The sequence below is a fragment of the Citrobacter amalonaticus Y19 genome (assembly GCF_000981805.1).
Classification (GTDB): Bacteria; Pseudomonadota; Gammaproteobacteria; order Enterobacterales; family Enterobacteriaceae; genus Citrobacter_A; species Citrobacter_A amalonaticus_C.
In genome coordinates this window covers 3,807,054-3,830,363 of sequence record NZ_CP011132.1, presented here as the reverse complement: position 1 = coordinate 3,830,363, position 23,310 = coordinate 3,807,054, and the positions used below count along the sequence as shown (strand labels likewise).

Sequence of the window (23,310 nt, the reverse complement as noted above, 5' to 3'; positions counted from 1 at the left end):
TACAGCCTCGCCGGATTTACCCGCGAGGTTTTTTGCTTATTTATGACAGCGCAACTTTGCTCTAAGATGTTGGGCTGTTTTCACAATCTGACGAATGAAGAGCCCATGGAAAATAATGAAATTCAGAGCGTGCTGATGAACGCACTCTCCCTCCAGGAAGTCCACGTCTCTGGCGATGGCAGCCACTTTCAGGTTATTGCCGTGGGTGAGATGTTTGACGGCATGAGCCGGGTGAAGAAGCAGCAGTCGATTTATGCGCCGCTGATGGAGTACATTGCGGACAACCGCATTCATGCCCTGTCGATCAAAGCGTATACCCCCGCAGAGTGGGCGCGCGATCGTAAACTAAACGGTTTTTGAGTTACGGGTGAATCACCGGTAACGACGATGAATTTTAACTGAGAACAACATCATGGATAAATTTCGTGTACAGGGGCCTACCCGGCTCCAGGGCGAAGTCACAATTTCTGGCGCGAAAAACGCCGCTCTGCCGATCCTTTTTGCGGCGTTGCTGGCGGAAGAGCCGGTAGAGATCCAGAACGTCCCGAAACTGAAGGACGTTGATACCTCGATGAAGCTGCTGAGCCAGCTCGGTGCGAAAGTGGAACGCAATGGTTCCGTGCACATAGATGCCCGTGACGTTAATGTCTTCTGCGCACCGTATGAGCTGGTGAAAACCATGCGCGCATCGATTTGGGCGCTGGGGCCGTTGGTTGCCCGTTTTGGTCAGGGTCAGGTTTCTCTGCCAGGCGGTTGTACTATTGGCGCACGTCCGGTTGATCTGCATATCACCGGTCTGGAGCAACTGGGCGCGACGATCACGCTGGAAGAAGGCTATGTGAAAGCTTCCGTTGATGGTCGTCTGAAGGGCGCGCATATCGTCATGGATAAAGTCAGTGTTGGCGCAACGGTGACCATTATGTGTGCCGCGACGCTGGCGGAAGGCACCACCATCATTGAAAACGCGGCTCGTGAACCGGAAATTGTCGACACCGCCAACTTCCTGATTGCGCTGGGGGCAAAAATTACCGGCCAGGGGACCGACCGTATCACCATCGAAGGCGTAGAACGTCTGGGTGGCGGCGTCTATCGCGTATTGCCAGACCGCATCGAAACCGGGACATTCCTGGTGGCGGCGGCGGTTTCTCGCGGCAAAATCATCTGCCGTAACGCGCAGCCGGATACGCTGGACGCGGTGCTGGCGAAACTGCGCGATGCCGGTGCGGATATCGAAGTGGGTAAAGACTGGATTAGCCTCGATATGCACGGCAAACGTCCGAAAGCGGTCAATGTGCGCACCGCCCCGCATCCGGCGTTCCCGACAGACATGCAGGCTCAGTTCACGCTGCTGAACCTGGTGGCGGAAGGGACGGGATTCATCACGGAAACGGTGTTTGAAAACCGCTTTATGCACGTGCCTGAGCTGAGTCGTATGGGTGCCCACGCGGAAATCGAAAGCAATACCGTGATTTGTCACGGCGTCGATAAGCTCTCCGGTGCGCAGGTGATGGCGACGGATCTGCGTGCTTCTGCCAGTCTGGTGCTGGCGGGATGTATTGCGGAAGGGACGACGGTCGTTGATCGTATTTATCATATCGATCGCGGTTATGAGCGCATCGAAGATAAATTGCGTGCGCTGGGCGCTAACATCGAGCGCGTGAAAGCCGAATAATTACGTCATTGAGCAGCCCCGATACGCTGTGTCGGGGCTGCTGCTTCGCGAGTTACTTTACATCCTGCTTTTCCCGGCGCGCCGATCGCATCAGACGCGTTCTGTCGATGAATTCATGTGTTTTAGCATCATGGTAGCGTGACGGCCAGATAATCCAGGGTTCCGTTCCGAGCGCTTTCGCTATGATCAGCTCGCCTTTCGGCCACGGTCGGGTTAAGGCGTTTGCCAGTGTGGAGGAACTTAATCCATGCTTGCGTGATTCGGCAGCCATCGATGTCCCTTTTTTACGTAATCCGGCAATGATATCTGCCGGATGCCAGTCAATGAATTTGCTCTCCATTTATCCCCTCGCTCATGGTCATTCATCGTTGATTTGCACAATCAACTTGCAGTAGACACTATACGCTCAGAGAATTGATGTTCTAATATGTTCATGTAAAGAGTTTATATATTCAGAATTTATTAAGATTTGTTGCGTGGATTGCAAAGAAAAAGAGAGGTTGCGCGGATTTTATTGGAGCTTTTGTGAATCACCCCGCGCGATACGGCGGGATGATGATGTCGTCATTAGCGGTCACGCTGTACGGCAATATGCGCCAGGCCGATCAACGCCTCGCGCCATTGGGAATCAGGAAGTACCTGCAGTGCGGCGATGGCTTTGTCGGCCTCTTCTTCTGCGCGCAGGCGTGTCCATTCCAGCGAACCACAGGCGTTCATCGCCTCCAGTACCGGCTCCAGAAGGTGTCGGCCATTTCCTTGCTCAATGGCCTGACGAATCATTTGCGCCTGCTCTGGCGTGCCGTTACGCATCGCATGCAGCAGCGGTAACGTAGGTTTGCCTTCGTTCAGGTCATCACCGACATTTTTCCCCAGTTGTTCGCCGTCGGCGTTGTAGTCCAGCAGATCGTCAATCAACTGGAAAGCCGTTCCCAGATAGCGACCGTAGTCCTGCAACGCTTTTTCCTCGGCTTCACTACAGCCCGCGAGGAGACCGGAACACTGCGCCGCCGCTTCAAACAGTCGCGCCGTTTTACTGTAGATCACGCGCATGTAGCTTTCTTCGGTAATGTCCGGGTCGTTAACGTTCATTAACTGCAGGACTTCACCTTCAGCAATGACGTTCACCGCTTCAGACATCACTTCCAGCACCTTCAGCGAGCCGAGGCTGGTCATCATCTGGAAAGATCGGGTATAGATAAAATCGCCAACCAGCACGCTGGCGGCATTGCCAAACGCGGCGTTCGCCGTGGCTTTACCCCGACGCATATCGGATTCATCCACCACATCGTCATGAAGCAGGGTGGCCGTGTGGATAAATTCGATCAATGCCGCGATCGTGACATGGGCATTTCCCTGATAGCCAACGGCGCGCGCCGCGAGTACGGCAATCATCGGGCGAATGCGTTTACCGCCACCACTCACAATGTAATAGCCTAACTGATTGATCAGTTGGACGTCGGAATTAAGCTGTTCAAGGATTGTCGCATTGACACCCGCCATATCTTGCGCGGTTAACTCATTGATTTTTTCTAAATTCATCGCAAAAGCCGGGCTTTTCGCCCCGTTTACCTCATCATGCGGCAAGGTAACTTAGGGTTTAGGGTTAGAAATATATGCTGATTGTACTGAAAAAACGCCGCAGATAAACGTTACCATACACGTTGTGTTTTTTTTCTTCATGTATTGACTGTAGCACTTGTCAAAGGCTCACGTTTTGCGTAATATTCGCGCCCTATTGTGAATATTTATAGCGCACTCTGAATCATTGAAAGTTGTGCGCGGAAGCGGAGTTTTTTATGTACGCGGTTTTCCAAAGTGGTGGTAAACAACACCGAGTAAGCGAAGGTCAGACCGTTCGCCTGGAAAAGCTGGACATCGCAACTGGCGAATCTATTGAATTCGCTGAAGTTCTGATGATCGCAAACGGTGAAGAAGTCAAAATCGGCGTTCCTTTCGTTGATGGCGGCGTAATCAAAGCTGAAGTTGTTGCTCACGGTCGTGGCGAGAAAGTTAAAATCGTTAAGTTTCGTCGTCGTAAACACTATCGTAAGCAGCAGGGCCATCGTCAGTGGTTCACTGATGTGAAAATTACTGGCATCAGCGCCTAAGACCTGAGGAGAGATTTAAATGGCACATAAAAAGGCTGGCGGCTCAACTCGTAACGGTCGCGATTCAGAAGCTAAACGCCTGGGCGTTAAGCGTTTCGGTGGCGAATCTGTTCTGGCGGGTAGCATCATCGTTCGTCAACGTGGCACCAAGTTCCACGCAGGTACCAACGTAGGTTGCGGTCGTGACCACACTCTGTTTGCTAAAGCAGACGGTAAAGTGAAATTTGAAGTTAAAGGCCCGAACAACCGTAAATACATCAGCATCGTTGCTGAGTAAGTTTTTCGTGGTCCGGTAACGGATAAAAGCCCCGCACCCTGTTGCGGGGCTTTTTACATTCGACGACCGGTAAATATGCTCGTGAAACCGTTTTGCACCGGATAACGAGCCCTTGCAGGGAAAACGGGCATGAAGCAGCAGGCTGGCATTGGTATTCTTTTGGCGCTCACAACCGCAGTGTGTTGGGGGGCTTTGCCAATTGCTATGAAGCAGGTGCTGGAGGTGATGGAACCTCCTACCATCGTGTTTTACCGTTTTTTAATCGCCAGTGTTGGTCTCGGGGCGATTCTGGCTGCGAAGCGTAAGCTTCCGCCGCTGCGAATTTTTCGTAAGTCGCGCTGGCTGATCCTGTTGGCGATTGCCACCGCTGGACTCTTTGGGAACTTCATCCTGTTCAGCTCTTCCCTGCAGTATTTAAGCCCGACGGCTTCGCAGGTGATCGGTCAACTGTCGCCTGTGGGTATGATGGTTGCTAGCGTATTTATCCTTAAAGAGAAAATGCGCGGTACGCAGATTGTTGGCGCAATAATGCTGTTGAGCGGGCTGGTGATGTTTTTCAACTCCAGTCTAATCGAAATTTTTACCAAACTGACCGATTACACCTGGGGTGTCATTTTTGGCGTCGGGGCGGCGATGGTCTGGGTCAGTTATGGCGTCGCGCAAAAGGTGTTATTGCGGCGTCTGGCATCACCGCAGATCCTGTTTTTACTGTACACTTTATGTACGATAGCGCTATTGCCGCTGGCGAAGCCCGGCGTGATAGCTCAGCTCAATGACTGGCAGCTTGCCTGTTTGATTTTCTGTGGGCTGAATACGCTGGTAGGATATGGCGCCCTGGCGGAAGCGATGGCGCGTTGGCAGGCAGCGCAGGTGAGCGCATTAATCACGCTCACGCCGCTGTTTACGCTGTTATTTTCAGATCTTTTATCTATGGCCTGGCCCGATTTCTTCGCCAGACCGATGTTAAACCTTCTAGGTTATCTCGGTGCGTTTGTCGTGGTTGCGGGCGCGATGTACTCCGCCATTGGTCATCGTATTTGGGGCGGATTACGTAAGCATGAATCGGTGGTATCGCAGCCCCGCTCAGGCGAATGATTTACGGAGAGTAAAATGAAGTTTGTTGATGAAGCAACGATTCTGGTCGTTGCAGGCGATGGCGGTAATGGTTGTGTAAGCTTCCGCCGTGAGAAATACATCCCGAAAGGTGGCCCGGACGGCGGCGACGGGGGTGATGGTGGTGATGTCTGGATGGAAGCCGACGAAAACCTGAACACCCTGATCGACTACCGTTTTGAGAAATCTTTCCGCGCAGAGCGGGGACAGAATGGCGCCAGCCGTGACTGTACTGGTAAACGTGGGAAAGATGTCACCATTAAAGTACCGGTAGGTACACGTGTGATCGACCAGGGCACGGGCGAAACCATGGGCGATATGACCAAACACGGTCAGCGTCTGATGGTCGCCAAAGGCGGCTGGCACGGTCTGGGTAACACCCGTTTTAAATCTTCAGTCAACCGTACACCGCGTCAGAAAACGATGGGGACGCCGGGTGACAAGCGTGACCTGCTGCTGGAACTGATGCTGCTGGCTGATGTCGGTATGCTGGGGATGCCAAATGCCGGTAAATCAACCTTTATCCGTGCGGTCTCTGCGGCGAAACCTAAAGTCGCGGATTATCCGTTTACCACGCTGGTGCCGAGCCTCGGCGTTGTCCGTATGGATAACGAAAAGAGCTTCGTGGTTGCGGACATTCCGGGACTGATTGAAGGCGCTGCGGAAGGTGCCGGTCTGGGGATCCGCTTCCTGAAACACCTTGAGCGTTGCCGCGTACTGCTGCACCTCATTGATATCGATCCGATCGACGGTTCTGATCCGGTTGAGAATGCGCGGATCATCATTGGCGAGCTGGAAAAATACAGTCAGGATCTGGCTGCCAAACCGCGCTGGTTAGTGTTCAACAAGATCGATTTGCTGGATAAAGCCGAAGCGGAAGAGAAAGCCAAAGCGGAAGAGAAAGCCAAAGCCATTGCGCAGGCGTTGGGCTGGGAAGATAAATATTATCTGATCTCTGCCGCCAGCCAGTTGGGCGTGAAAGATCTCTGCTGGGATGTGATGACCTTTATCATCGAGAACCCGATTACTCAGGTAGAAGAAGCCAAGCAGCCAGAGAAAGTCGAGTTCATGTGGGATGATTATCATCGCCAGCAAATCGCGGAAGTGGAAGAAGAAGCAGAAGACGACTGGGATGACGACTGGGACGAAGACGACGAAGAAGGCGTCGAGTTCATCTATAAGCGTTAATTCGCATTGTCACATAAGAACGGGCCGCATCAGCGGCCCGTTTTGCGTCCTGGTCGTAGACCGGATAAGGCGCAACAGCGCCGTCATCCGGCAAAAACCACTCAGTTATTCTGATAAATATCTTTGTACAACCGGCTTTCAAAGCGAACCAGCGGAATGCGACGGTTACGTTGATCGGCAGGTTCTACCGCATAACCCGACAGATATTGGACAAACGCCATTCGCTGCCCGCTTGCGGTGGTAATAAAGCCCGCCAGGTTGTATACGCCCTGTAACGACCCCGTCTTCGCCGAGACCTTACCGTCGACGCCTGCCTGATGCAGGCCCGCACGGTACTGCAGAGAGCCGTCATAGCCCGCCAGCGGGAGCATTGAGATGAAGTTCAGTTCGTTGTCGTGCTGCGCAATGTATTGCAGCACCTGCATCATGGTGGCAGGGGCAATCAGGTTATGGCGTGACAGACCGGAGCCGTCGGCGATAATCGTGTTGCCAATATCCACTCCCGCCTGCTGGCGCAGGATCTGCCGCACGGCATCGGAGCCCGCGCGCCACGTTCCCGGCACATTAAACCGCGCGTGGCCAATCATCCGGAAGACGGTATCGGCAATCATGTTGTCCGACTTTTTCAGCATAATCTTAAGCAGATCGTGCAGCGGTGCAGACTGCTTGCTTGCTACTACAGTGCCCGGCTCATTGACCTGCGTCTGGCGCAATAATGTCCCGCTGTAGCTGATGCCGGCTTGTTTTAACTCATCTTTCAGGATCGCCCCGGCATAACTTGCACCGTCCTGAATGGCAAACGCCAGCGGGAGAGGGTCGGCACGCTGCGGCAGACAACCGGTCAACGTGAAGCGGTTTAAATCGCCCGGAACCACGTCCAGCTCGCAATATTGCGCCTCTGCCGAGCCGCGTGCGAGGGTGCGAACCTGGCTGAACATGGTGACCGGGTAGTAAGACGCCACGCGAATATAGGCCAAATCGTTCGCTTTTTGCGCGCTGTAGAGCGAAATTGAGAAGCAGTTCCTGTCGACAATCGCGGCCGCAGGCGGCGCGCTGAAGCACTGGGTCATGTCGTTCCAGGGCCACCCTGGCGCTTTATCGTGGCTGGCAAAAACAGAGGTATCAATCAGGACGTTTCCGGTAATTTGCGTAACGCCTGATTTTTTCAGGTTCGCTACCATATTCCGAATATCCTGGCGTTTTAGCGTCGGATCGGCGCCGAATCGCGCGACTAAGTCACCTTTCAGAACACCCGCATCAACGCTGCCTTTGGTCTCCAGCGTGGTGGTAAAGCGGAAGTCCGGGCCAAGTTGAATTAGGGCCGCCAGCGCGGTAATCACTTTCTGCGTACTGGCAGGAAGCGCCATTTGCTGACTATGATAATCAATCGCGGGAGTCGGGGCGCCGACCTTCTGGACCATGAGGGCAAGGTTGGCTCCGGCAGGGAGCTGGTTGATGTACTCGTCAACGTTCGCGGCCTGGACGCTGAACGCTACGCTGGTAGTCAATCCGATGATAAATCTGGAAAATCGCATAATCTCGCGCTAACAACCTGGAAACAAGCCGTCATACTACGGCGCAATGCCCTGCAAAGTAAACGATGACCCATAGGGAACTCCAGGGTAAAATGGTCATCAAATTAAGAATTGTAGCTGACCTGGACCTTGCGTCCGGGTCGGTATTTTTTTGCTTCTGGTCCGGGTATGACGCCATACCGGGACAGGCTTAACAGCCGGGGCGGAGCGATCGCCCCCTACAGGAATGTTCAAGAGGTATAACAAATGCAAGCGATTCCGATGACCTTACGTGGTGCAGAAAAATTACGCGAAGAGCTGGATTTTCTGAAATCTGTGCGCCGTCCTGAAATTATTGCCGCGATTGCCGACGCGCGCGAGCATGGCGATCTGAAAGAGAATGCGGAATATCACGCGGCGCGCGAACAGCAGGGCTTCTGCGAAGGTCGAATCAAAGACATCGAAGCGAAACTGTCGAATGCGCAGGTCATCGATGTCACCAAAATGCCGAATAACGGTCGCGTTGTCTTTGGCGCGACGGTCACCGTTCTGAACCTTGATAACGACGAAGAGCAGACCTGGCGTATCGTGGGTGATGACGAAGCGGACTTCAAACAGAACCTGATTTCCGTCAACTCGCCGATTGCACGTGGCCTGATTGGCAAAGAACAGGATGACGTCGTGGTGATCAAAACCCCAGGCGGCGAAGTGGAATATGAAGTCACTAAGGTAGAATACCTGTAAGTGCTCAAGATGTTGATGTATTGTAAAGAAAGGAAAAAGGCCGCATAGCGGCCTTTTATCAACGAAGAGAGCGTGGCATTTTGCTCTCCTGCCTGCGGGAAATCCCTCGTTTTACACAGGTTTTGTGTTCGACTTTAGGATATTCTTAGCGTGGCAGCGAGATTTTGCGTTCTTTACTCGGGCGATAAAGCACCAGCATTTTACCGATGACCTGTACATTACAGGCGCCGGTTTCGCGCACGATAGCGTCCACGATCAAGGTTTTTGTTTCGCGATCTTCAGACGCGACTTTCACCTTGATAAGTTCATGGTGCTCTAACGCTTGTTCAATCTCGGCCAGTACCCCTTCGGTCAAACCATTATTGCCAAGCATAACGACCGGCTTGAGCGGATGTGCCAGACCTTTCAGGTGCTGTTTTTGTTTAGTACTCAGATTCATCGTATATTTTTGCTTACGTTGGGATTGAAAACGGGTCATTCTACCGCCATCTCCCATATATCGCCAAATAGTGCGTGGAAATTTACGCCATACGGCAACGATGTTCTGCCCCGATGGGAAAGTTAAATGACAGGTAAGAAGCGTTCTGCCAGCTCGAGTCGCTGGCTTCAGGAACACTTTAGCGATAAATATGTTCAAGAGGCACAGAAAAAGGGGTTGCGTTCCCGTGCCTGGTTTAAACTTGATGAAATACAGCAAAGTGACAAACTTTTTAAGCCGGGGATGACGGTAGTCGATCTCGGTGCTGCGCCAGGAGGCTGGTCACAGTATGTGGTCTCGCAGATTGGCGGTAAAGGCCGTATCATCGCTTGCGATCTTTTACCTATGGATCCTATCGTTGGTGTGGACTTTCTTCAGGGCGACTTTCGTGATGAACTTGTCATGAAGGCGCTGCTGGAACGCGTGGGTGACAGTAAAGTTCAGGTTGTCATGTCCGATATGGCACCAAACATGAGCGGAACACCGGCGGTGGATATCCCCCGTGCCATGTATCTGGTGGAACTGGCGTTAGAAATGTGTCGTGATGTGCTAGCGCCGGGTGGCAGTTTTGTAGTGAAGGTGTTCCAGGGCGAAGGTTTCGATGAGTATCTAAGGGAAATTCGCTCCCTGTTTACGAAGGTGAAAGTTCGTAAGCCGGACTCTTCTCGCGCACGTTCGCGTGAAGTGTATATTGTAGCGACCGGGCGTAAACCATAACTGGTCGATTTCAGACGAAAGTTTGAAAGACGCTGGATATAGAGTATCCTGACGCTGTTTTTAACACAGTTGTAATAAGAGGTTAATCCCTTGAGTGACATGGCGAAAAACCTAATACTCTGGCTGGTCATTGCCGTTGTGCTGATGTCAGTATTCCAGAGCTTTGGGCCCAGCGAGTCTAATGGCCGTAAGGTGGATTACTCTACCTTCCTGCAAGAGGTCAACAACGACCAGGTTCGTGAAGCACGTATCAACGGACGTGAGATCAACGTTACCAAGAAAGATAGTAACCGTTACACGACTTACATTCCGGTAAACGATCCGAAGCTGCTTGATAACCTGCTGACTAAGAACGTCAAGGTTGTTGGTGAACCACCAGAAGAACCGAGCCTGCTGGCTTCCATCTTCATTTCCTGGTTCCCGATGCTGCTGTTGATCGGCGTCTGGATCTTCTTTATGCGTCAGATGCAGGGCGGCGGTGGCAAAGGTGCCATGTCGTTCGGTAAGAGCAAAGCGCGCATGCTGACGGAAGATCAGATCAAAACCACTTTTGCCGACGTTGCAGGCTGTGACGAAGCAAAAGAAGAAGTGGCGGAACTGGTTGAATACCTGCGCGAGCCGAGCCGCTTCCAGAAACTGGGCGGTAAAATCCCGAAAGGCGTCCTGATGGTCGGTCCTCCGGGTACCGGTAAAACCTTGCTGGCGAAAGCCATTGCAGGTGAAGCAAAGGTTCCATTCTTTACGATTTCAGGTTCTGACTTCGTGGAAATGTTCGTCGGTGTCGGTGCATCTCGTGTGCGTGATATGTTCGAACAGGCCAAGAAAGCAGCACCGTGCATTATCTTCATCGATGAAATCGATGCCGTAGGTCGCCAGCGTGGCGCCGGTCTGGGTGGTGGTCACGATGAACGTGAACAGACCCTGAACCAGATGCTGGTTGAGATGGATGGTTTTGAAGGTAACGAAGGTATTATCGTTATCGCGGCAACTAACCGTCCGGACGTTCTTGACCCTGCGCTACTGCGTCCAGGCCGTTTCGACCGTCAGGTTGTGGTCGGCTTGCCGGATGTGCGTGGTCGTGAACAGATCCTGAAAGTGCATATGCGCCGTGTACCGCTGGCGCCGGATGTCGATGCGGCAATCATTGCCCGCGGTACGCCGGGCTTCTCTGGTGCCGATCTGGCGAACCTGGTGAACGAAGCGGCATTGTTCGCCGCGCGTGGCAACAAGCGCGTCGTGTCGATGGTTGAGTTCGAAAAAGCGAAAGACAAAATCATGATGGGTGCGGAACGTCGCTCCATGGTGATGACGGAAGCGCAGAAAGAATCGACCGCTTATCACGAAGCAGGCCATGCGATTATCGGTCGCCTGGTACCGGAACACGATCCGGTGCATAAAGTGACGATTATCCCGCGCGGACGTGCGCTGGGGGTGACCTTCTTCCTGCCTGAAGGCGACGCGATCAGCGCCAGCCGTCAGAAACTGGAAAGCCAGATCTCCACGCTGTACGGCGGTCGTCTGGCGGAAGAGATCATCTACGGTGTTGAACATGTTTCTACTGGTGCGTCGAACGATATCAAGGTTGCAACCAACCTGGCGCGTAACATGGTGACCCAGTGGGGCTTCTCCGACAAACTCGGTCCGCTGCTGTATGCGGAAGAAGAGGGTGAAGTTTTCCTCGGTCGTAGCGTGGCAAAAGCGAAACATATGTCCGATGAAACCGCGCGTATCATCGACCAGGAAGTGAAAGCACTGATTGAACGTAACTACAATCGTGCGCGTCAGCTCCTGAATGACAACATGGACATCCTGCACGCCATGAAAGATGCGCTCATGAAATATGAGACCATCGATGCGCCGCAGATTGATGATCTGATGGCTCGCCGCGATGTTCGCCCGCCTGCTGGCTGGGAAGAACCGGGCTCTAACAATTCTGACAACAATGGCACACCTCGTGCGCCGCGCCCGGTTGATGAACCGCGCACGCCGAACCCAGGTAATACCATGTCAGAGCAGTTAGGCGACAAATAAGTTACCGTTGTTGATGACTGTGTTTTATTGAAAACCCTGGGGCTTGCTCCGGGGTTTTTTCTTATCAATTCATACCAGGGATAACACCATGAAACTCTATGCCCAGGGCACCTCACTGGATCTCAGCCATCCTCATGTGATGGGGATCCTTAACGTCACACCTGACTCCTTCTCAGATGGTGGAACGCATAACACGCTAATTGAAGCCGTGAAACATGCCAATCTGATGATTAATGCCGGCGCGACCATCATTGATGTCGGCGGTGAGTCTACGCGCCCCGGTGCGGCGGATGTGAGTGTGGAAGAGGAACTGGCGCGTGTTATTCCGGTCGTTGAGGCAATTGCCCAGCGTTTTGAAGTCTGGATTTCTGTCGATACCTCAAAGCCTGAGGTGATCCGCGAATCGGCAAGAGTGGGCGCTCACATCATTAACGATATTCGCTCGCTCTCTGAACCCGGTGCACTGGAAGCTGCTGCGGAAACCGGTTTGCCGGTTTGCCTGATGCACATGCAGGGTCAGCCGAAGACCATGCAGGAAGCGCCCAAATATGAGGACGTGTTTTCGGATGTGAATCGCTACTTTATTGAGCAAATAGCACGTTGTGAAAGGGCAGGCATCGCAAAAGAGAAATTGTTGCTCGACCCGGGATTCGGTTTCGGTAAAAATCTCTCCCACAACTATACATTACTGGCGCGACTGGCTGAATTTCACCATTTTAACCTGCCGCTGCTGGTGGGAATGTCACGTAAATCGATGGTGGGCCAACTGCTCAACGTGGGGCCATCGGAGCGTCTGAGCGGCAGCCTTGCCTGTGCGGTCATTGCTGCTATGCAGGGGGCGCAGATCATTCGTGTCCATGACGTCAAAGAAACCGTAGAAGCGATGCGTGTGGTGGAAGCCACATTGTCCGCAAAGGAAAAAAAACGCTATGAGTAACCGTAAATATTTTGGAACTGATGGGATCCGTGGACGCGTGGGCGATGCGCCGATTACGCCTGATTTTGTGCTGAAGCTGGGCTGGGCGGCGGGTAAGGTGCTGGCGCGCCACGGCTCGCGAAAAATCATTATCGGCAAAGACACCCGTATTTCCGGTTACATGCTGGAGTCAGCGCTTGAAGCGGGCCTGGCGGCGGCAGGGTTGTCCGCATCGTTTACGGGCCCAATGCCGACTCCTGCGGTCGCTTATCTGACGCGTACCTTCCGCGCTGAAGCCGGGATTGTGATCTCCGCATCGCATAACCCGTTCTATGACAACGGTATCAAATTCTTCTCCATCGACGGGACCAAACTGCCTGATGCCGTCGAAGAGGCCATTGAAGCCGAGATGGAAAAAGAGATCACCTGTGTGGACTCGGCGGAGCTTGGCAAAGCCAGCCGTATTGTCGATGCAGCGGGTCGCTACATTGAATTTTGCAAAGGCACATTCCCGAACGAGCTGAGCCTGAATGAATTAACAATCGTGGTGGATTGCGCCAACGGGGCAACCTACCACATTGCGCCGAACGTGTTACGTGAGCTGGGTGCGAAGGTGATTACTATTGGCTGTGAGCCAAATGGCGTGAACATTAACGAAGAAGTCGGCGCTACCGATGTGCGTGCCTTGCAGGCCCGTGTGATCGCGGAAAAAGCCGATCTGGGTATCGCGCTGGATGGCGACGGTGACCGTGTGATCATGGTTGACCATGAAGGTAATAAAGTCGATGGCGATCAGATCATGTATATCATCGCCCGTGAAGCGCTGCGTCAGGGACAACTGCGCGGTGGTGCTGTCGGAACGTTGATGAGCAACATGGGGCTGGAACTGGCGCTCAAGCAACTCGGCATTCCGTTTACCCGCGCGAAAGTGGGTGACCGCTACGTGCTGGAAAAAATGCAGGAGAAAGGCTGGCGTATCGGTGCGGAAAACTCCGGTCACGTCATTCTGCTGGATAAAACCACGACCGGTGACGGCATTGTTGCTGGTCTGCAGGTGGTGGCTGCGATGGTGCGTAATCACATGAGCCTGCACGATCTGTGCAGTGGCATGAAAATGTTCCCACAGATTCTGGTGAACGTGCGTTACACCGCTGGCAGCGGCGACCCGCTGGAAAATGACACGGTGAAAGCGGTGACTGCGGAAGTGGAATCTGCGCTGGGAACGCGTGGGCGCGTGCTGTTGCGCAAATCGGGCACTGAGCCGTTAATTCGCGTGATGGTTGAAGGCGAAGATGAAGCGCAGGTGACCGAGTTTGCCCATCGCATCGCGGATGCAGTCAAAGCGGTGTGAGAGAGACTTAACTGCATAAAAAGGCGGTATTTGCCGCCTTTTACTCACGAGAAAACCGGCTTTTGCTGTTTTTTTCCGCAGTTGATACAATGCACTAAAATTGCCCTTGCGAAGGTCATTCGCTTTGGTTAGTATTCACACCCGCTTCAGTGGGAAACAGTAAAAATCCCGCGTTATTGGTTAGAAGCATTGGTATGCGGCAACTCCGCAAGGAACAGGTTGATTATGTACGAAGCTCTTTTGGTAGTTTTCCTTATTGTGGCAATTGGCCTTGTGGGCTTGATCATGCTGCAGCAAGGTAAAGGCGCTGATATGGGAGCCTCCTTCGGAGCAGGCGCTTCCGGGACGTTGTTTGGTTCAAGTGGTTCTGGTAACTTCATGACCCGTATGACGGCTGTGCTGGCGACGTTGTTCTTTATCATCAGTCTGGTGCTGGGCAATATCAACAGTAACAAAACCAATAAAGGAAGTGAGTGGGAAAATCTGAGTGCGCCGGCGAAAACCGAACAGCCTCAGCCAGCTGCTCCGGCTAAGCCGACCAGCGATATCCCGCAGTAAGATTTCAGTGCCGAGGTGGTGGAATTGGTAGACACGCTACCTTGAGGTGGTAGTGCCCAATAGGGCTTACGGGTTCAAGTCCCGTCCTCGGTACCAATATTTAAAGAATGGACGTCAATAGACGTCCATTTTTGCATTTAAAATCCGCCTCATTATTGGTTTTTTCCCCGTTTTATACACTCCCGACGTCAACCTGGTTCAATCGATATCAATCAACCTTTTTGGTATAAGTGCTGGTGGAGTCAGTTCACAACAACAACTCTTTTCGACGTAGGCTTATGTGTTGAACTCAACTCTCTTCTGAAATCAGGGTGTCACAGACCTGTCATTGCATGGTCACAAACGCGGTCTACAGTGGCGGTCATTAAATCCCAAAGAGGATAACAATATGTTGGCTCTCCTGGTTTTATCCCGGGTGAGTGCGCTCCGTTGGATGAAGACCACGGGTGTTGTCGGCTTCCCGTTGTGGGAGGGCGATAATGCGCGCATTCACTGCAATTAATCTCCAGGGCATTTCCTATGCCTTTGGTCAGCACCGCGTTCTGCATGATATCGATCTGCACATTGATGCCGGTAGCGTTGTCGCGCTGCTTGGCCCGTCAGGTTGCGGCAAAAGCACGCTGTTGCGTCTGCTGGCCGGACTGACGCCTCCCGACGCCGGTGAAATCCATTTTAGCGAGCGTCTGGTTGCCAGAGCAGGATGGTCGTTGCCGCCGGAAGCGCGCGATATCGGCATGGTTTTCCAGGATTACGCGCTGTGGCCGCACATGACCGTCGCCCAGAACGTGGCTTTCCCGCTGAAGATGCGCAATGTCCCACGCCGTGAACGAGACGCACGCGTCGCGCAGGCGCTGACGCGGGTTGGGCTGGCTGAGTTCCTCGATCGTAAACCGTCAGGACTCTCCGGCGGGCAGCAGCAGCGTGTGGCACTGGCGCGCGCCATCGTTGCGGAACCCAGCGTGCTGCTTTTCGATGAACCGCTCTCTAACCTCGACAGCGAGCTTCGCGAATCGCTGTGCCTTGAGATGGCCGGATTATTACGCCAGCTCGGCACCACGGCCGTTTATGTCACCCACGACCGCCGGGAAGCGGAAATTCTCGCTGACCGGATTGTGCATTTATCGGCTGGCAGCGTCGCTGTTGACCGCCTTGTTACTTCATCCTCAGGGGAGTTCGCATGAAAACCATAATGTCCGTGAAAAAAGGAGTTCTGTTAGCGATGGTGCTGTCTTCCGTCATGATGTCCAGCGCGCAGGCGCTGACGGTGTACACGGCGGGCCCCGGCTCGCTGGCGAAAAATCTGGCGACCGGGTTTGAGAAAAAAACCGGCGTGAAGGTCAATATTTTTCAGGCGACCACCGGCAAAGTGATGGCGCGTCTGGAAGCCGAACAGGCCAATCCGCAGGCCGATATTCTGATTTCCGCCTCTGTGGATACCGCGGAAGATCTGCATAACCGTGGCTGGTTGCTGCCGTATCAGAGCGCCAATGCCGACAAGGTACCGACGCAACTGAAATCGACGGATTATATCGCTCAGGGGGTGTCGGCGCTGGGTATCGTCTGGAATACCAAAAGCGGAACACCAGAACCGAAAGAGTGGCAGGATCTGACCACTGCGGCATTTAAAGACAACGTCACCACGCCCGATCCGTCGCTTTCCGGCGCATCACTGGATCTGCTGATTGGCCTGCAAAACGGAATGGGCGACAAAGCCTGGGCGCTGTTTGATGCGCTGAAAAAGAACGGCATGGTGGTGAGTGGCCCGAACGCACAGGCGGTAACACCGGTGATGCAGGGCGCGAAAGCGGCGGTCTTTGGCGCAGTGGATTATGTTTCCTACGGCAATATCAGCCAGGGTGAGTCGCTGAAGGTTATTTTCCCGGCCAGCGGCACGGTCATTGCTCCGCGCCCGATGATGATCCTCAAATCCACACAGCACAGCGATGATGCCAAAGCCTTTGTTGACTATGTGCTGTCGCCGGAAGGCCAGACCATGGTGGCTGACGCCTGGTTGATGCCTGCCCGTAGCGATATCCCGGCGAAACGTCCGCTCTTCAACGAGTTGAATATCCTGCCAACGAAAAGCGATGGTACCAGCGAGCGCGGTGAAGTCCTCAAGCGCTTCAGCGCACTTTTCACCTTATAACGATAACGGGGGCAACCCCGTTTTCAGGGTTACTTCGTGAAACAGAAAATCCTTTCTGCGACGACGCTGGCGCTGCTGGTGGTTCTGGTGGCGCTACCGCTGTCGTTTATCCTGCTACAGGCCGTGTTTCCTCAGTTCAGCGCCGGATCGTTTACCCGTGCGTTCAGTGGCGTTTCAGCGTTGCTGGCGGAGCCGCAACTGCCGGGCATGCTCGGCGGGACCTTACAGATTGCACTGGGCGTGGCGCTGACCAGCGCATTGATTGGTTTTCCGTTGGGCGTTGCGCGGGGACTGTTTACCTTGCCCTGTCCGCGGCTGTGGGATCTGCTTTTTCTGATCCCATTTCTGACACCGCCTTACATCTCCGCGCTCTCCTGGATGCTGGTGTTACAGCGCAGGGGGTATCTTGAGCAATTAACCGGCATCGACCTGAATGATCTGCTGTTCAGCAAAACCGGCATCGTGCTGGTGATGGCGCTGAATATTTTCCCGGTGGTTTATTTCGCCGTATCACGCAGCCTGCTGGCCAGCGGGCAACGGCTGGCGCTGGTCGCCCGGGTTCATGGTGCCAGCGCGGGGCGGGCATTCTGGCATATCACGCTACCGATGATTGCTCCGGCGCTGGCGGCGGGAATGTTGCTCGCCTTTACGCTGGCGATTGAAGAGTTCGGCGTCCCTGCGGCGCTGGGAACACGATCGGGTGTCCTGATGCTGACTACTGGCATTGAGAAAAAGCTCGCGGACTGGCCCATCGATCTCTCCGGCGCATCGCTGCTTTCTGTCGTACTGGTTGCGATCGCGCTTTGTGCCTGGTGGCTGCAACGTGCGCTCACTGGCAAGCAAGACGTCACGAGCATTACCGGTAAGCCCACAGAGAACAGTGGGGTGGAGCCAGGTCTGCTGGCGATCCCGATGGTCATGTTGATGACCGTCGTTGGACTGCTGGCCGTGGTGTTGCCTGGCGCGTCGATGGCGTTGTCTGGCGTGCTGTCGACATTGTCGGGAGGCGTGGCGCTGGAGAATGTGACCGGTTCGCACTATGCCGCGTTGTTCAACCAGCATGGCGATGCGCTGTCGGCGTTAGGGACCAGCCTGGCGCTGGCGCTGGGGGCCGCCTGCATCACCGGGATGGTGGGATTGCTCGCTTCGTGGCTGGTGGTGGTGCAGAAGATAAAAGGGCGTGTGGTGATCGATGCGCTATCGCTGATCCCGGCGGCGCTGCCGGGTATTGTGGTTGGAGTGGGGTTGATACTGCTCTGGAACCGTTCGTTCTGGCCGATTTCTCCTTATAACAGCTGGGTTATCCTGCTGCTCTCTTATTGTTGTTTGTTGCTGCCATGGCCGGTTCGCTACATCGGCAGCGCGCTGCGCCAGCTCGGTGGCAGCCTGGAGCCCGCTGCACGCGTGCATGGTGCCTCACCGTTCCAGGCGTTGCGTTTTATCGTGTTGCCGCTGATATTCCCCGCCATGCTCGCCGCCATGCTAATGGTCTTTGCCATTGCCTCCCGCGAGCTGGTGACCTCGTTGTTGCTGACACCTGCCGGTACGCAGACGGTGTCGGTATTTATCTGGCGTCAGTTTGAGCAGGGATCGGTCGGGCAGGGGATGGCAATGGCAACGCTGACGCTGGTGACCGGGCTGGTATTGATGTTGCTGGCGCTTAACATCCTGCAACGCGGGAAATAATGCGAACGACCGTGTTCAATGATATCGAGTGTGGAGCGCATCGCGGCGGATAAATCATTTCGTGTTTTTGCCGGGAATGTCGTGAATCTGGGGCGTTCTGAAAAGAAATAAGCGGCAGCCGTGGTATCACGACTGCCGCTTTATATTTCTACCATTATGTGATAACCGGACGCGCCGCCATAATCCGGCTGTAGGTGTAAACGCTGAGTCCGCCCAGGATCGCGACAACGCCAAGCACCGTAAACCCTGGCACATACGATCCGCTCCAGGATTGCAGATACTGTACAACAAACCCGGCGGTCGTTCCTCCGAGGCCTGCTCCCACACCGTTTATGACCCCTGCCGCTGGCCCCACCGCTGATTTCTTCACGCTGGAAGTGATAATTGACCAGATATTGGTGGTGTAGCAACTGGTGAACCAGGCGATGGCTAAGGTGATTAGCGCGAGTTTGCCGAACGGACTGTCGATAAATGGCAGCGCGATTAAAAACAGCCCGGCGGAGCCAAGCCCGCAGGCCGCAATGAGCCCGCGTTTTTGTGTTTTATCGCTGTACCACGACACCGGGATCGCCAGCACAATCGCCAGAAAATAAGGCAGTGCGCTTGCCACACCTTGTGAAAATCCGCTGAACCCCAGTGACAGCACAGCCATTGGAATAAACAGTGTGATCCCCCAGAACAGCATGCCATTAGCAAAATAACTGAACACCAGCAGCAGGAACGGGGCACCGCCGAGATCGCTGAAGCTTATTTTCCCTCCTGCGGGTTCTGGTTCTTCCACGGGTTCGTCCGGGGCAGAAGCCTTGTCCGGGCTGTTTTTCAGGAACGCGAGGAACATTGGCACCACAATAAAGACACCCATGCCGCCGGTGATGTAAAACACCCATTTCCAGCCGAGGTGATCGAAAATCGGGGTCAGAATGATAAAGCCCAGACTCAGCGCCAGGAACTGACCGTAAAACTGGATCAGGTTTGTGCCGCGGGTGATTTCATCTTTATTAAACCAGGCCCTGGCGAAGCGGAACTGCTGTGGCCAGTAAATGCCTTCGGCAATACCCAGAATAATACGGAATGCAATCAGGAGTGCTGCTGAGGAGATCCAGGCGGTCATAATCTGTACCACCGACCACAGGAACACCATGGTGACAATGGTAATTTTGGGATTCAGGCGATTCGCCAGAAAGCCGCCAAAAAAGTTCGCCAGCGCATAGCCAATCAGAAAACCCGTTAACGCGAGACTCTTTGTGGCTGCGCCATCAATGCCGAGTTCTTTCTCCATGCCCGGCAGTGCGATAGAGAGGTTTGAACGATCAAGGTAGGCAACAAATAGCCCTACCATCAGCGTGACGCCAATTCTGAACCATTTTGATTTAAACATGTTCTCTACCTTTTATTTCAGCGCGTAATGGTCAAGCATGTCAGGATCGATCTCGATACCCAGCCCGGGTTTATGCGGCACTGTCATGACGGGACCAATATTCAGATCGGTTAGCTTGTCACGGAAAATATTGGGTGCGCGATCGAGCTCCAGCCGTGCCGGTTCTTTCGCCATCCGTGGAACCGCAGCGGGAAGCGACGCCATCACGTGCAGTGTGGCCGCAAGCGAGATGCCTGATCCCCACTGATGCGGATAGCACTCAACGCCATAGGCGGTGGAAAGGGCGGCGATATTAAGGATTTCGCTGATACCACCGCAGGCGGCAACGTCAGGTTGCGCGATATCTACACAATCGGCCTCAAGGAAACGACGGAAACCAAAACGGGTGAATTCCGATTCTCCTGCTGCGAGTTTCATTGGGAACTGCTGTTTAAGTTGGTGATATGCCGCCGTGTCGTCGGGCAAAATCGGTTCTTCAAACCAGCTAATGTCGTATTGCTCAATCGCCTGGGCGAATTTCAGCGCTTCATGGGTGGTATAGGCACGATTAGCGTCCACGGCGAGCGTGGCGTCAGGGCCAATGAGTTCGCGCACGCGTGCAACGCGCTTAATATCTTCTGGCAGCGTCAGGGCGCCGACTTTCATTTTGAAATGTTGATAGCCTTCATCCAGTCCGGTTTGGGCATCTATTGCAATTTGCTGGAAATCATCCGTGGGCGAATAATAAAAGCTGGAAGCGTAAGCGGTAATTGGCGTTTCAAGATCTGCGCCCAACAGTTCAGCGATGGGTTTGCCGGTGGCTTTGCCAAAAATATCCCACAGTGCGATATCAATGCCTGACAATGCGGTAATGGCAATGCCTTTTCTGCCAAATTCTCGCGTACGATTGTACATCTCTTCCCATATTACCCGGCGTTGTAGCGGATTCTTACCTTTTAATAACGGAGCGAATAGCTCGTTAATCAATGCGGCATTCGCCTGCGCCGGACCAAAACATTCACCCCAGCCGGTGATACCTTCATCAGTTTCGACTTCAACGATGCATATTGCTCGTTTATTCCAGAACCATTGTGACATGCCAAATTTCTCTGGCAACTCGTCAGTAATTACCCGGGTATTGATCGATCTAATTTTCATCATATCCTCTCATCCGTCAGGCGGTTTCTCTGACAATCAGTGAAAATGGCAAGAGAGTGATCCTTTCTTCATTGCTCTCATTTTCTTTTCTGAGCGTGGTGATTATTTTTTTCGCGGCACGACAGCCAATGTCATAGGTCGGTTGCGCCACGACAGTTAGCGGGTTTTTGAGGATCTCCGACCATTCGGTCTCGTCAAAACCGATCAACGAAAAATCCTCTGGGATCCGCTTACTCAGCGCTTTAGCTGCCTGCACTACATACAGTGACAGCAACCCGTTCCCGGTGATGATGGTGTGGCTTGGTGAGGAACGGGAGGTCAATGTTTCCAGTGCTTTTGCCACGTGCTCGCGATCGACGACATCGAACGGGATGCATTCAAAGGCAATATGCGAATAAGCGCCCGATGCGGCAAAACGTTCAAAAGTGTCAACTCTTTCAATACGCGGTGAGACATTCCCTGGTGTTGGTGTTAAATAACTGACACGACGGCAATCCGTATTCAGCAGATGTTCAAGGGCAAGTTTAACCCCCTGGGCGTTATCTGCCGCGACACTGCTGATGTTGCTGTTTTTTATTTTTCTGCCGATTAATACGACAGGGTGTTCTAAAGAAATGCCTTTAATAAAAAGATCGTTTTCGCCGGTGGTATTGAGGATAAACCCATCAACTCCCCGGTTAACCATCTCTTCAATATAGGTACGCTCTCTGGCGCCTGAGTTTTTCGCATCGCAAATAAATATTTTATATCCTTCCTGTGAGCAATATTCCTCAATGCCTCGTAATACGTCCATAGAGTATGGGTTAAAAATATCTGCCATAATGACAGCAATGGTTTTACTTTCCTGACGGCGTAACGACCTGGCAATGTTATTGGGTTGGTAACCAATGCTTTCGATCGTGCTGGCAATCTTCTGACGGGTGGTTTCGCTCATCGACTGATATTTCCCATTGAGAAAACGGGAGATCGTAGCTGTTGATACACCAGCCATGTTTGCAACATCTTTAATTAGTAGCTTCTTTTTCATTGTTTTTAATTTTAGGTAATCGATTACCTAAATATACAGGCAGATGAAGGATCGTCTGTGATTTTGATCGCAGATCGTGCAATGGTTATCAAAAGAAGGAGGATCATCAGTATCAGTGATAGATCACATGATGACGGCTTCACGTTTGGGATCATGGTGCCATCAGAGAGCAAGAGGATGGCCTGATACGTCGGAGAATCCTGATTTTTTCAGCGGCGCAACCTTCGCGCTGAGGTATGTTAGTCGATTGTCTGGATGACCTTTGTGGCTTTAATTCGCTGTTTTCTTTTCAGAATGACATGACACTGCGCAGGAGGGATGTGTGGATTTAAAGAAATTACGCAGTTTTATCCGGGTAGCGGAGCAAAGTAGTTTCAGCCAGGCGGCCCAGACGCTTGATCAGTCTCAGTCGATGGTCAGCCGGCAGGTACGTCAGTTAGAACTGGAACTGGGGAAAACCTTGCTTAAACGTAACGGTCGCGGCGTGACGCTGACCGCGGAAGGCCGACAACTGTTGGAGCACGGAAAAGGTATTCTGCGGCAGGTTGAAATCGCCGAGCAGGCGTTGAGTACCGGTGATGGGATCTACCAGGGCAAAGTGACGGTTGGTATGCCTCCCACACTGGGGAAACTCCTGACCGTGGGTCTGGTCACCGATTTCCTTGCTGAATTTCCTGACTGTTCTCTGGCGATTACCGAGAACCTGACGTACTGGCTGCAAAAACGTTTGATTTTGGGAGAACTGGATATTGCGATACTTTATAACCCCTCTCCTGAACGCAGCCTGAAATATCAGCATCTCTGGACTGAGAAATTATGTCTTATCGCGCCGAGTCATTCGCCGGTTGCCAGCAACAAGAACATTCCACTGCGTGAACTCAGTACCTATCCCCTTATTATTCCTAACCGGCAGCAAATGCTGCGCAATCTGGTCGAAATAGAATGCGCCCGTCATGATGTCAGTCTGAATGTCGTTCTGGAAATTGACACGGTTCCCTCAATGCTGGGACTGGTATCCAGAGGATTTGGGTACGCGGTATTACCCGCGAATTCACTGGAGGTCGATTACCGCCCCGAAGGATTGACCGCCGTTCCCATTACGCCTCCGATCCTGAACCGGGTCATCCTGGCCACATCGAACCAGCATCATTTCTCTTCTCTCGCCCAGCGGACGATGGAACTGCTTGTGCAGCAACGGATTATTAGCCAGCGATTGTCCTGAATCTTCTCTTGCCGACGTTCGGGTTATCACACCGTTACGCTTCCTGG

23 protein-coding genes and 1 tRNA gene are annotated in these 23,310 nt (G+C 53.2%); 17 read left to right on the top strand and 7 right to left on the bottom strand.

The features are described from left to right. Positions 1-105: 105 nt before the first annotated feature. On the top strand, positions 106-360 hold the full coding sequence (ibaG, locus tag F384_RS17575; RefSeq protein WP_046488106.1) for a BolA family iron metabolism protein IbaG: 255 nt from the start codon (positions 106-108) through the stop codon (positions 358-360). Positions 361-412: 52 nt separating this feature from the next. After that, complete coding sequence (gene murA / locus F384_RS17570; RefSeq protein WP_046488104.1) at positions 413-1,672, top strand: UDP-N-acetylglucosamine 1-carboxyvinyltransferase; 1,260 nt, start codon at positions 413-415, stop codon at positions 1,670-1,672. Between the two features lie 52 nt (positions 1,673-1,724). Here the strand turns inward: murA and sfsB are convergent, their stop codons facing one another. Beyond that, positions 1,725-2,012, bottom strand: a complete 288-nt coding sequence (sfsB, locus tag F384_RS17565; RefSeq protein ID WP_046488101.1) for a DNA-binding transcriptional regulator SfsB — start codon at positions 2,010-2,012, stop codon at positions 1,725-1,727. A 227-nt stretch (positions 2,013-2,239) separates the two neighbouring features. Continuing rightward, positions 2,240-3,211 (bottom strand): octaprenyl diphosphate synthase, encoded by a 972-nt coding sequence (gene ispB / locus F384_RS17560; RefSeq protein ID WP_046488097.1) that lies wholly within the window; start codon positions 3,209-3,211, stop codon positions 2,240-2,242. Positions 3,212-3,468: 257 nt separating this feature from the next. Here ispB and rplU point away from each other — a divergent pair, with 257 nt between their 5' ends. The 4 genes from rplU (at position 3,469) to cgtA (ending at position 6,358) form a co-directional block, all read left to right on the top strand. Then, the gene (gene rplU, locus F384_RS17555; RefSeq protein ID WP_042325074.1) at positions 3,469-3,780 is read left to right on the top strand and encodes a 50S ribosomal protein L21; all 312 of its coding nucleotides are present in this window, start codon (positions 3,469-3,471) and stop codon (positions 3,778-3,780) included. Positions 3,781-3,799: 19 nt separating this feature from the next. Beyond that, positions 3,800-4,057 (top strand): 50S ribosomal protein L27, encoded by a 258-nt coding sequence (gene rpmA / locus F384_RS17550; RefSeq protein ID WP_003861831.1) that lies wholly within the window; start codon positions 3,800-3,802, stop codon positions 4,055-4,057. A 129-nt stretch (positions 4,058-4,186) separates the two neighbouring features. Next, on the top strand, positions 4,187-5,152 hold the full coding sequence (locus F384_RS17545; RefSeq protein WP_046488035.1) for a DMT family transporter: 966 nt from the start codon (positions 4,187-4,189) through the stop codon (positions 5,150-5,152). A 15-nt stretch (positions 5,153-5,167) separates the two neighbouring features. Beyond that, positions 5,168-6,358: an Obg family GTPase CgtA gene (gene cgtA, locus F384_RS17540; RefSeq protein ID WP_046488033.1), complete on the top strand. Its 1,191-nt coding sequence runs from the start codon at positions 5,168-5,170 to the stop codon at positions 6,356-6,358. Between the two features lie 101 nt (positions 6,359-6,459). Here cgtA and dacB read toward each other — a convergent pair whose 3' ends face one another. After that, positions 6,460-7,893 carry a serine-type D-Ala-D-Ala carboxypeptidase gene (dacB, locus tag F384_RS17535; protein ID WP_046488030.1) on the bottom strand — a complete coding sequence of 478 codons (1,434 nt, stop codon included), beginning with the start codon at positions 7,891-7,893 and terminating at the stop codon, positions 6,460-6,462. Between the two features lie 246 nt (positions 7,894-8,139). Between dacB and greA the strand changes: the two genes are divergently transcribed. Continuing rightward, positions 8,140-8,616 carry a transcription elongation factor GreA gene (gene greA, locus F384_RS17530; protein ID WP_016154674.1) on the top strand — a complete coding sequence of 159 codons (477 nt, stop codon included), beginning with the start codon at positions 8,140-8,142 and terminating at the stop codon, positions 8,614-8,616. Positions 8,617-8,761: 145 nt separating this feature from the next. Here greA and yhbY read toward each other — a convergent pair whose 3' ends face one another. Beyond that, positions 8,762-9,055 (bottom strand): ribosome assembly RNA-binding protein YhbY, encoded by a 294-nt coding sequence (gene yhbY, locus F384_RS17525; protein WP_041686369.1) that lies wholly within the window; start codon positions 9,053-9,055, stop codon positions 8,762-8,764. A 126-nt stretch (positions 9,056-9,181) separates the two neighbouring features. Between yhbY and rlmE the strand changes: the two genes are divergently transcribed. From rlmE to F384_RS17480, 9 genes are all read left to right on the top strand, one after another. Beyond that, positions 9,182-9,811, top strand: a complete 630-nt coding sequence (gene rlmE, locus F384_RS17520; RefSeq protein ID WP_042291855.1) for a 23S rRNA (uridine(2552)-2'-O)-methyltransferase RlmE — start codon at positions 9,182-9,184, stop codon at positions 9,809-9,811. A gap of 99 nt (positions 9,812-9,910) precedes the next feature. Further along, entirely contained in the window at positions 9,911-11,842 is a 1,932-nt protein-coding gene (gene ftsH, locus F384_RS17515) for an ATP-dependent zinc metalloprotease FtsH (protein WP_046488025.1), read from the top strand. A gap of 88 nt (positions 11,843-11,930) precedes the next feature. After that, positions 11,931-12,779, top strand: coding sequence for a dihydropteroate synthase (folP, locus tag F384_RS17510; RefSeq protein ID WP_046488022.1), 849 nt, complete (start codon positions 11,931-11,933; stop codon positions 12,777-12,779). Then, the gene (gene glmM / locus F384_RS17505; protein WP_046488021.1) at positions 12,772-14,109 is read left to right on the top strand and encodes a phosphoglucosamine mutase; all 1,338 of its coding nucleotides are present in this window, start codon (positions 12,772-12,774) and stop codon (positions 14,107-14,109) included. The genes folP and glmM overlap by 8 nt, the downstream gene beginning before the upstream one ends. A gap of 225 nt (positions 14,110-14,334) precedes the next feature. Further along, positions 14,335-14,667 (top strand): preprotein translocase subunit SecG, encoded by a 333-nt coding sequence (gene secG, locus F384_RS17500; protein ID WP_046488020.1) that lies wholly within the window; start codon positions 14,335-14,337, stop codon positions 14,665-14,667. A 9-nt stretch (positions 14,668-14,676) separates the two neighbouring features. Next, a tRNA-Leu gene (locus tag F384_RS17495) sits at positions 14,677-14,763 on the top strand. Positions 14,764-15,146: 383 nt separating this feature from the next. Beyond that, positions 15,147-15,848, top strand: a complete 702-nt coding sequence (locus tag F384_RS17490; protein WP_046488019.1) for an ABC transporter ATP-binding protein — start codon at positions 15,147-15,149, stop codon at positions 15,846-15,848. Continuing rightward, positions 15,845-16,813, top strand: a complete 969-nt coding sequence (locus F384_RS17485; protein WP_046488018.1) for an ABC transporter substrate-binding protein — start codon at positions 15,845-15,847, stop codon at positions 16,811-16,813. Before F384_RS17490 ends, F384_RS17485 begins: the two co-directional genes overlap by 4 nt. 36 nt (positions 16,814-16,849) lie before the next feature. Then, complete coding sequence (locus F384_RS17480; protein WP_046488017.1) at positions 16,850-18,499, top strand: ABC transporter permease; 1,650 nt, start codon at positions 16,850-16,852, stop codon at positions 18,497-18,499. Positions 18,500-18,653: 154 nt separating this feature from the next. Here the strand turns inward: F384_RS17480 and F384_RS17475 are convergent, their stop codons facing one another. The 3 genes from F384_RS17475 to F384_RS17465 are packed head-to-tail and all read right to left on the bottom strand — an operon-like array spanning position 18,654 to position 22,041. Beyond that, positions 18,654-19,877 (bottom strand): MFS transporter, encoded by a 1,224-nt coding sequence (locus F384_RS17475; protein WP_046488014.1) that lies wholly within the window; start codon positions 19,875-19,877, stop codon positions 18,654-18,656. A gap of 12 nt (positions 19,878-19,889) precedes the next feature. Continuing rightward, complete coding sequence (locus F384_RS17470) at positions 19,890-21,017, bottom strand: mandelate racemase/muconate lactonizing enzyme family protein (RefSeq protein ID WP_080949977.1); 1,128 nt, start codon at positions 21,015-21,017, stop codon at positions 19,890-19,892. 13 nt (positions 21,018-21,030) lie between these two features. Next, a complete protein-coding gene (locus tag F384_RS17465; protein WP_080949976.1) occupies positions 21,031-22,041 on the bottom strand; it encodes a LacI family DNA-binding transcriptional regulator in 1,011 nt (336 codons plus the stop codon). Positions 22,042-22,363: 322 nt separating this feature from the next. On the opposite strand from F384_RS17465, the gene F384_RS17460 reads away from it, so the two are divergent. Further along, positions 22,364-23,263: a LysR family transcriptional regulator gene (locus F384_RS17460; protein ID WP_046488009.1), complete on the top strand. Its 900-nt coding sequence runs from the start codon at positions 22,364-22,366 to the stop codon at positions 23,261-23,263. The last annotated feature ends 47 nt before the right edge of the window (positions 23,264-23,310 follow it).

What these genes read in the sequence shown, in the direction of transcription:
- ibaG (WP_046488106.1), top strand. Translation starts at nt 106, where the DNA reads ATGGAAAATAATGAAATTCAGAGCGTGCTGATGAACGCACTCTCCCTC.
- murA (WP_046488104.1), top strand. Translation starts at nt 413, where the DNA reads ATGGATAAATTTCGTGTACAGGGGCCTACCCGGCTCCAGGGCGAAGTC.
- sfsB (WP_046488101.1), bottom strand. Translation starts at nt 2,012, where the DNA reads ATGGAGAGCAAATTCATTGACTGGCATCCGGCAGATATCATTGCCGGA.
- ispB (WP_046488097.1), bottom strand. Translation starts at nt 3,211, where the DNA reads ATGAATTTAGAAAAAATCAATGAGTTAACCGCGCAAGATATGGCGGGT.
- rplU (WP_042325074.1), top strand. Translation starts at nt 3,469, where the DNA reads ATGTACGCGGTTTTCCAAAGTGGTGGTAAACAACACCGAGTAAGCGAA.
- rpmA (WP_003861831.1), top strand. Translation starts at nt 3,800, where the DNA reads ATGGCACATAAAAAGGCTGGCGGCTCAACTCGTAACGGTCGCGATTCA.
- F384_RS17545 (WP_046488035.1), top strand. Translation starts at nt 4,187, where the DNA reads ATGAAGCAGCAGGCTGGCATTGGTATTCTTTTGGCGCTCACAACCGCA.
- cgtA (WP_046488033.1), top strand. Translation starts at nt 5,168, where the DNA reads ATGAAGTTTGTTGATGAAGCAACGATTCTGGTCGTTGCAGGCGATGGC.
- dacB (WP_046488030.1), bottom strand. Translation starts at nt 7,893, where the DNA reads ATGCGATTTTCCAGATTTATCATCGGATTGACTACCAGCGTAGCGTTC.
- greA (WP_016154674.1), top strand. Translation starts at nt 8,140, where the DNA reads ATGCAAGCGATTCCGATGACCTTACGTGGTGCAGAAAAATTACGCGAA.
- yhbY (WP_041686369.1), bottom strand. Translation starts at nt 9,055, where the DNA reads ATGAATCTGAGTACTAAACAAAAACAGCACCTGAAAGGTCTGGCACAT.
- rlmE (WP_042291855.1), top strand. Translation starts at nt 9,182, where the DNA reads ATGACAGGTAAGAAGCGTTCTGCCAGCTCGAGTCGCTGGCTTCAGGAA.
- ftsH (WP_046488025.1), top strand. Translation starts at nt 9,911, where the DNA reads ATGGCGAAAAACCTAATACTCTGGCTGGTCATTGCCGTTGTGCTGATG.
- folP (WP_046488022.1), top strand. Translation starts at nt 11,931, where the DNA reads ATGAAACTCTATGCCCAGGGCACCTCACTGGATCTCAGCCATCCTCAT.
- glmM (WP_046488021.1), top strand. Translation starts at nt 12,772, where the DNA reads ATGAGTAACCGTAAATATTTTGGAACTGATGGGATCCGTGGACGCGTG.
- secG (WP_046488020.1), top strand. Translation starts at nt 14,335, where the DNA reads ATGTACGAAGCTCTTTTGGTAGTTTTCCTTATTGTGGCAATTGGCCTT.
- F384_RS17490 (WP_046488019.1), top strand. Translation starts at nt 15,147, where the DNA reads ATGCGCGCATTCACTGCAATTAATCTCCAGGGCATTTCCTATGCCTTT.
- F384_RS17485 (WP_046488018.1), top strand. Translation starts at nt 15,845, where the DNA reads ATGAAAACCATAATGTCCGTGAAAAAAGGAGTTCTGTTAGCGATGGTG.
- F384_RS17475 (WP_046488014.1), bottom strand. Translation starts at nt 19,877, where the DNA reads ATGTTTAAATCAAAATGGTTCAGAATTGGCGTCACGCTGATGGTAGGG.
- F384_RS17470 (WP_080949977.1), bottom strand. Translation starts at nt 21,017, where the DNA reads ATGATGAAAATTAGATCGATCAATACCCGGGTAATTACTGACGAGTTG.
- F384_RS17465 (WP_080949976.1), bottom strand. Translation starts at nt 22,041, where the DNA reads ATGAAAAAGAAGCTACTAATTAAAGATGTTGCAAACATGGCTGGTGTA.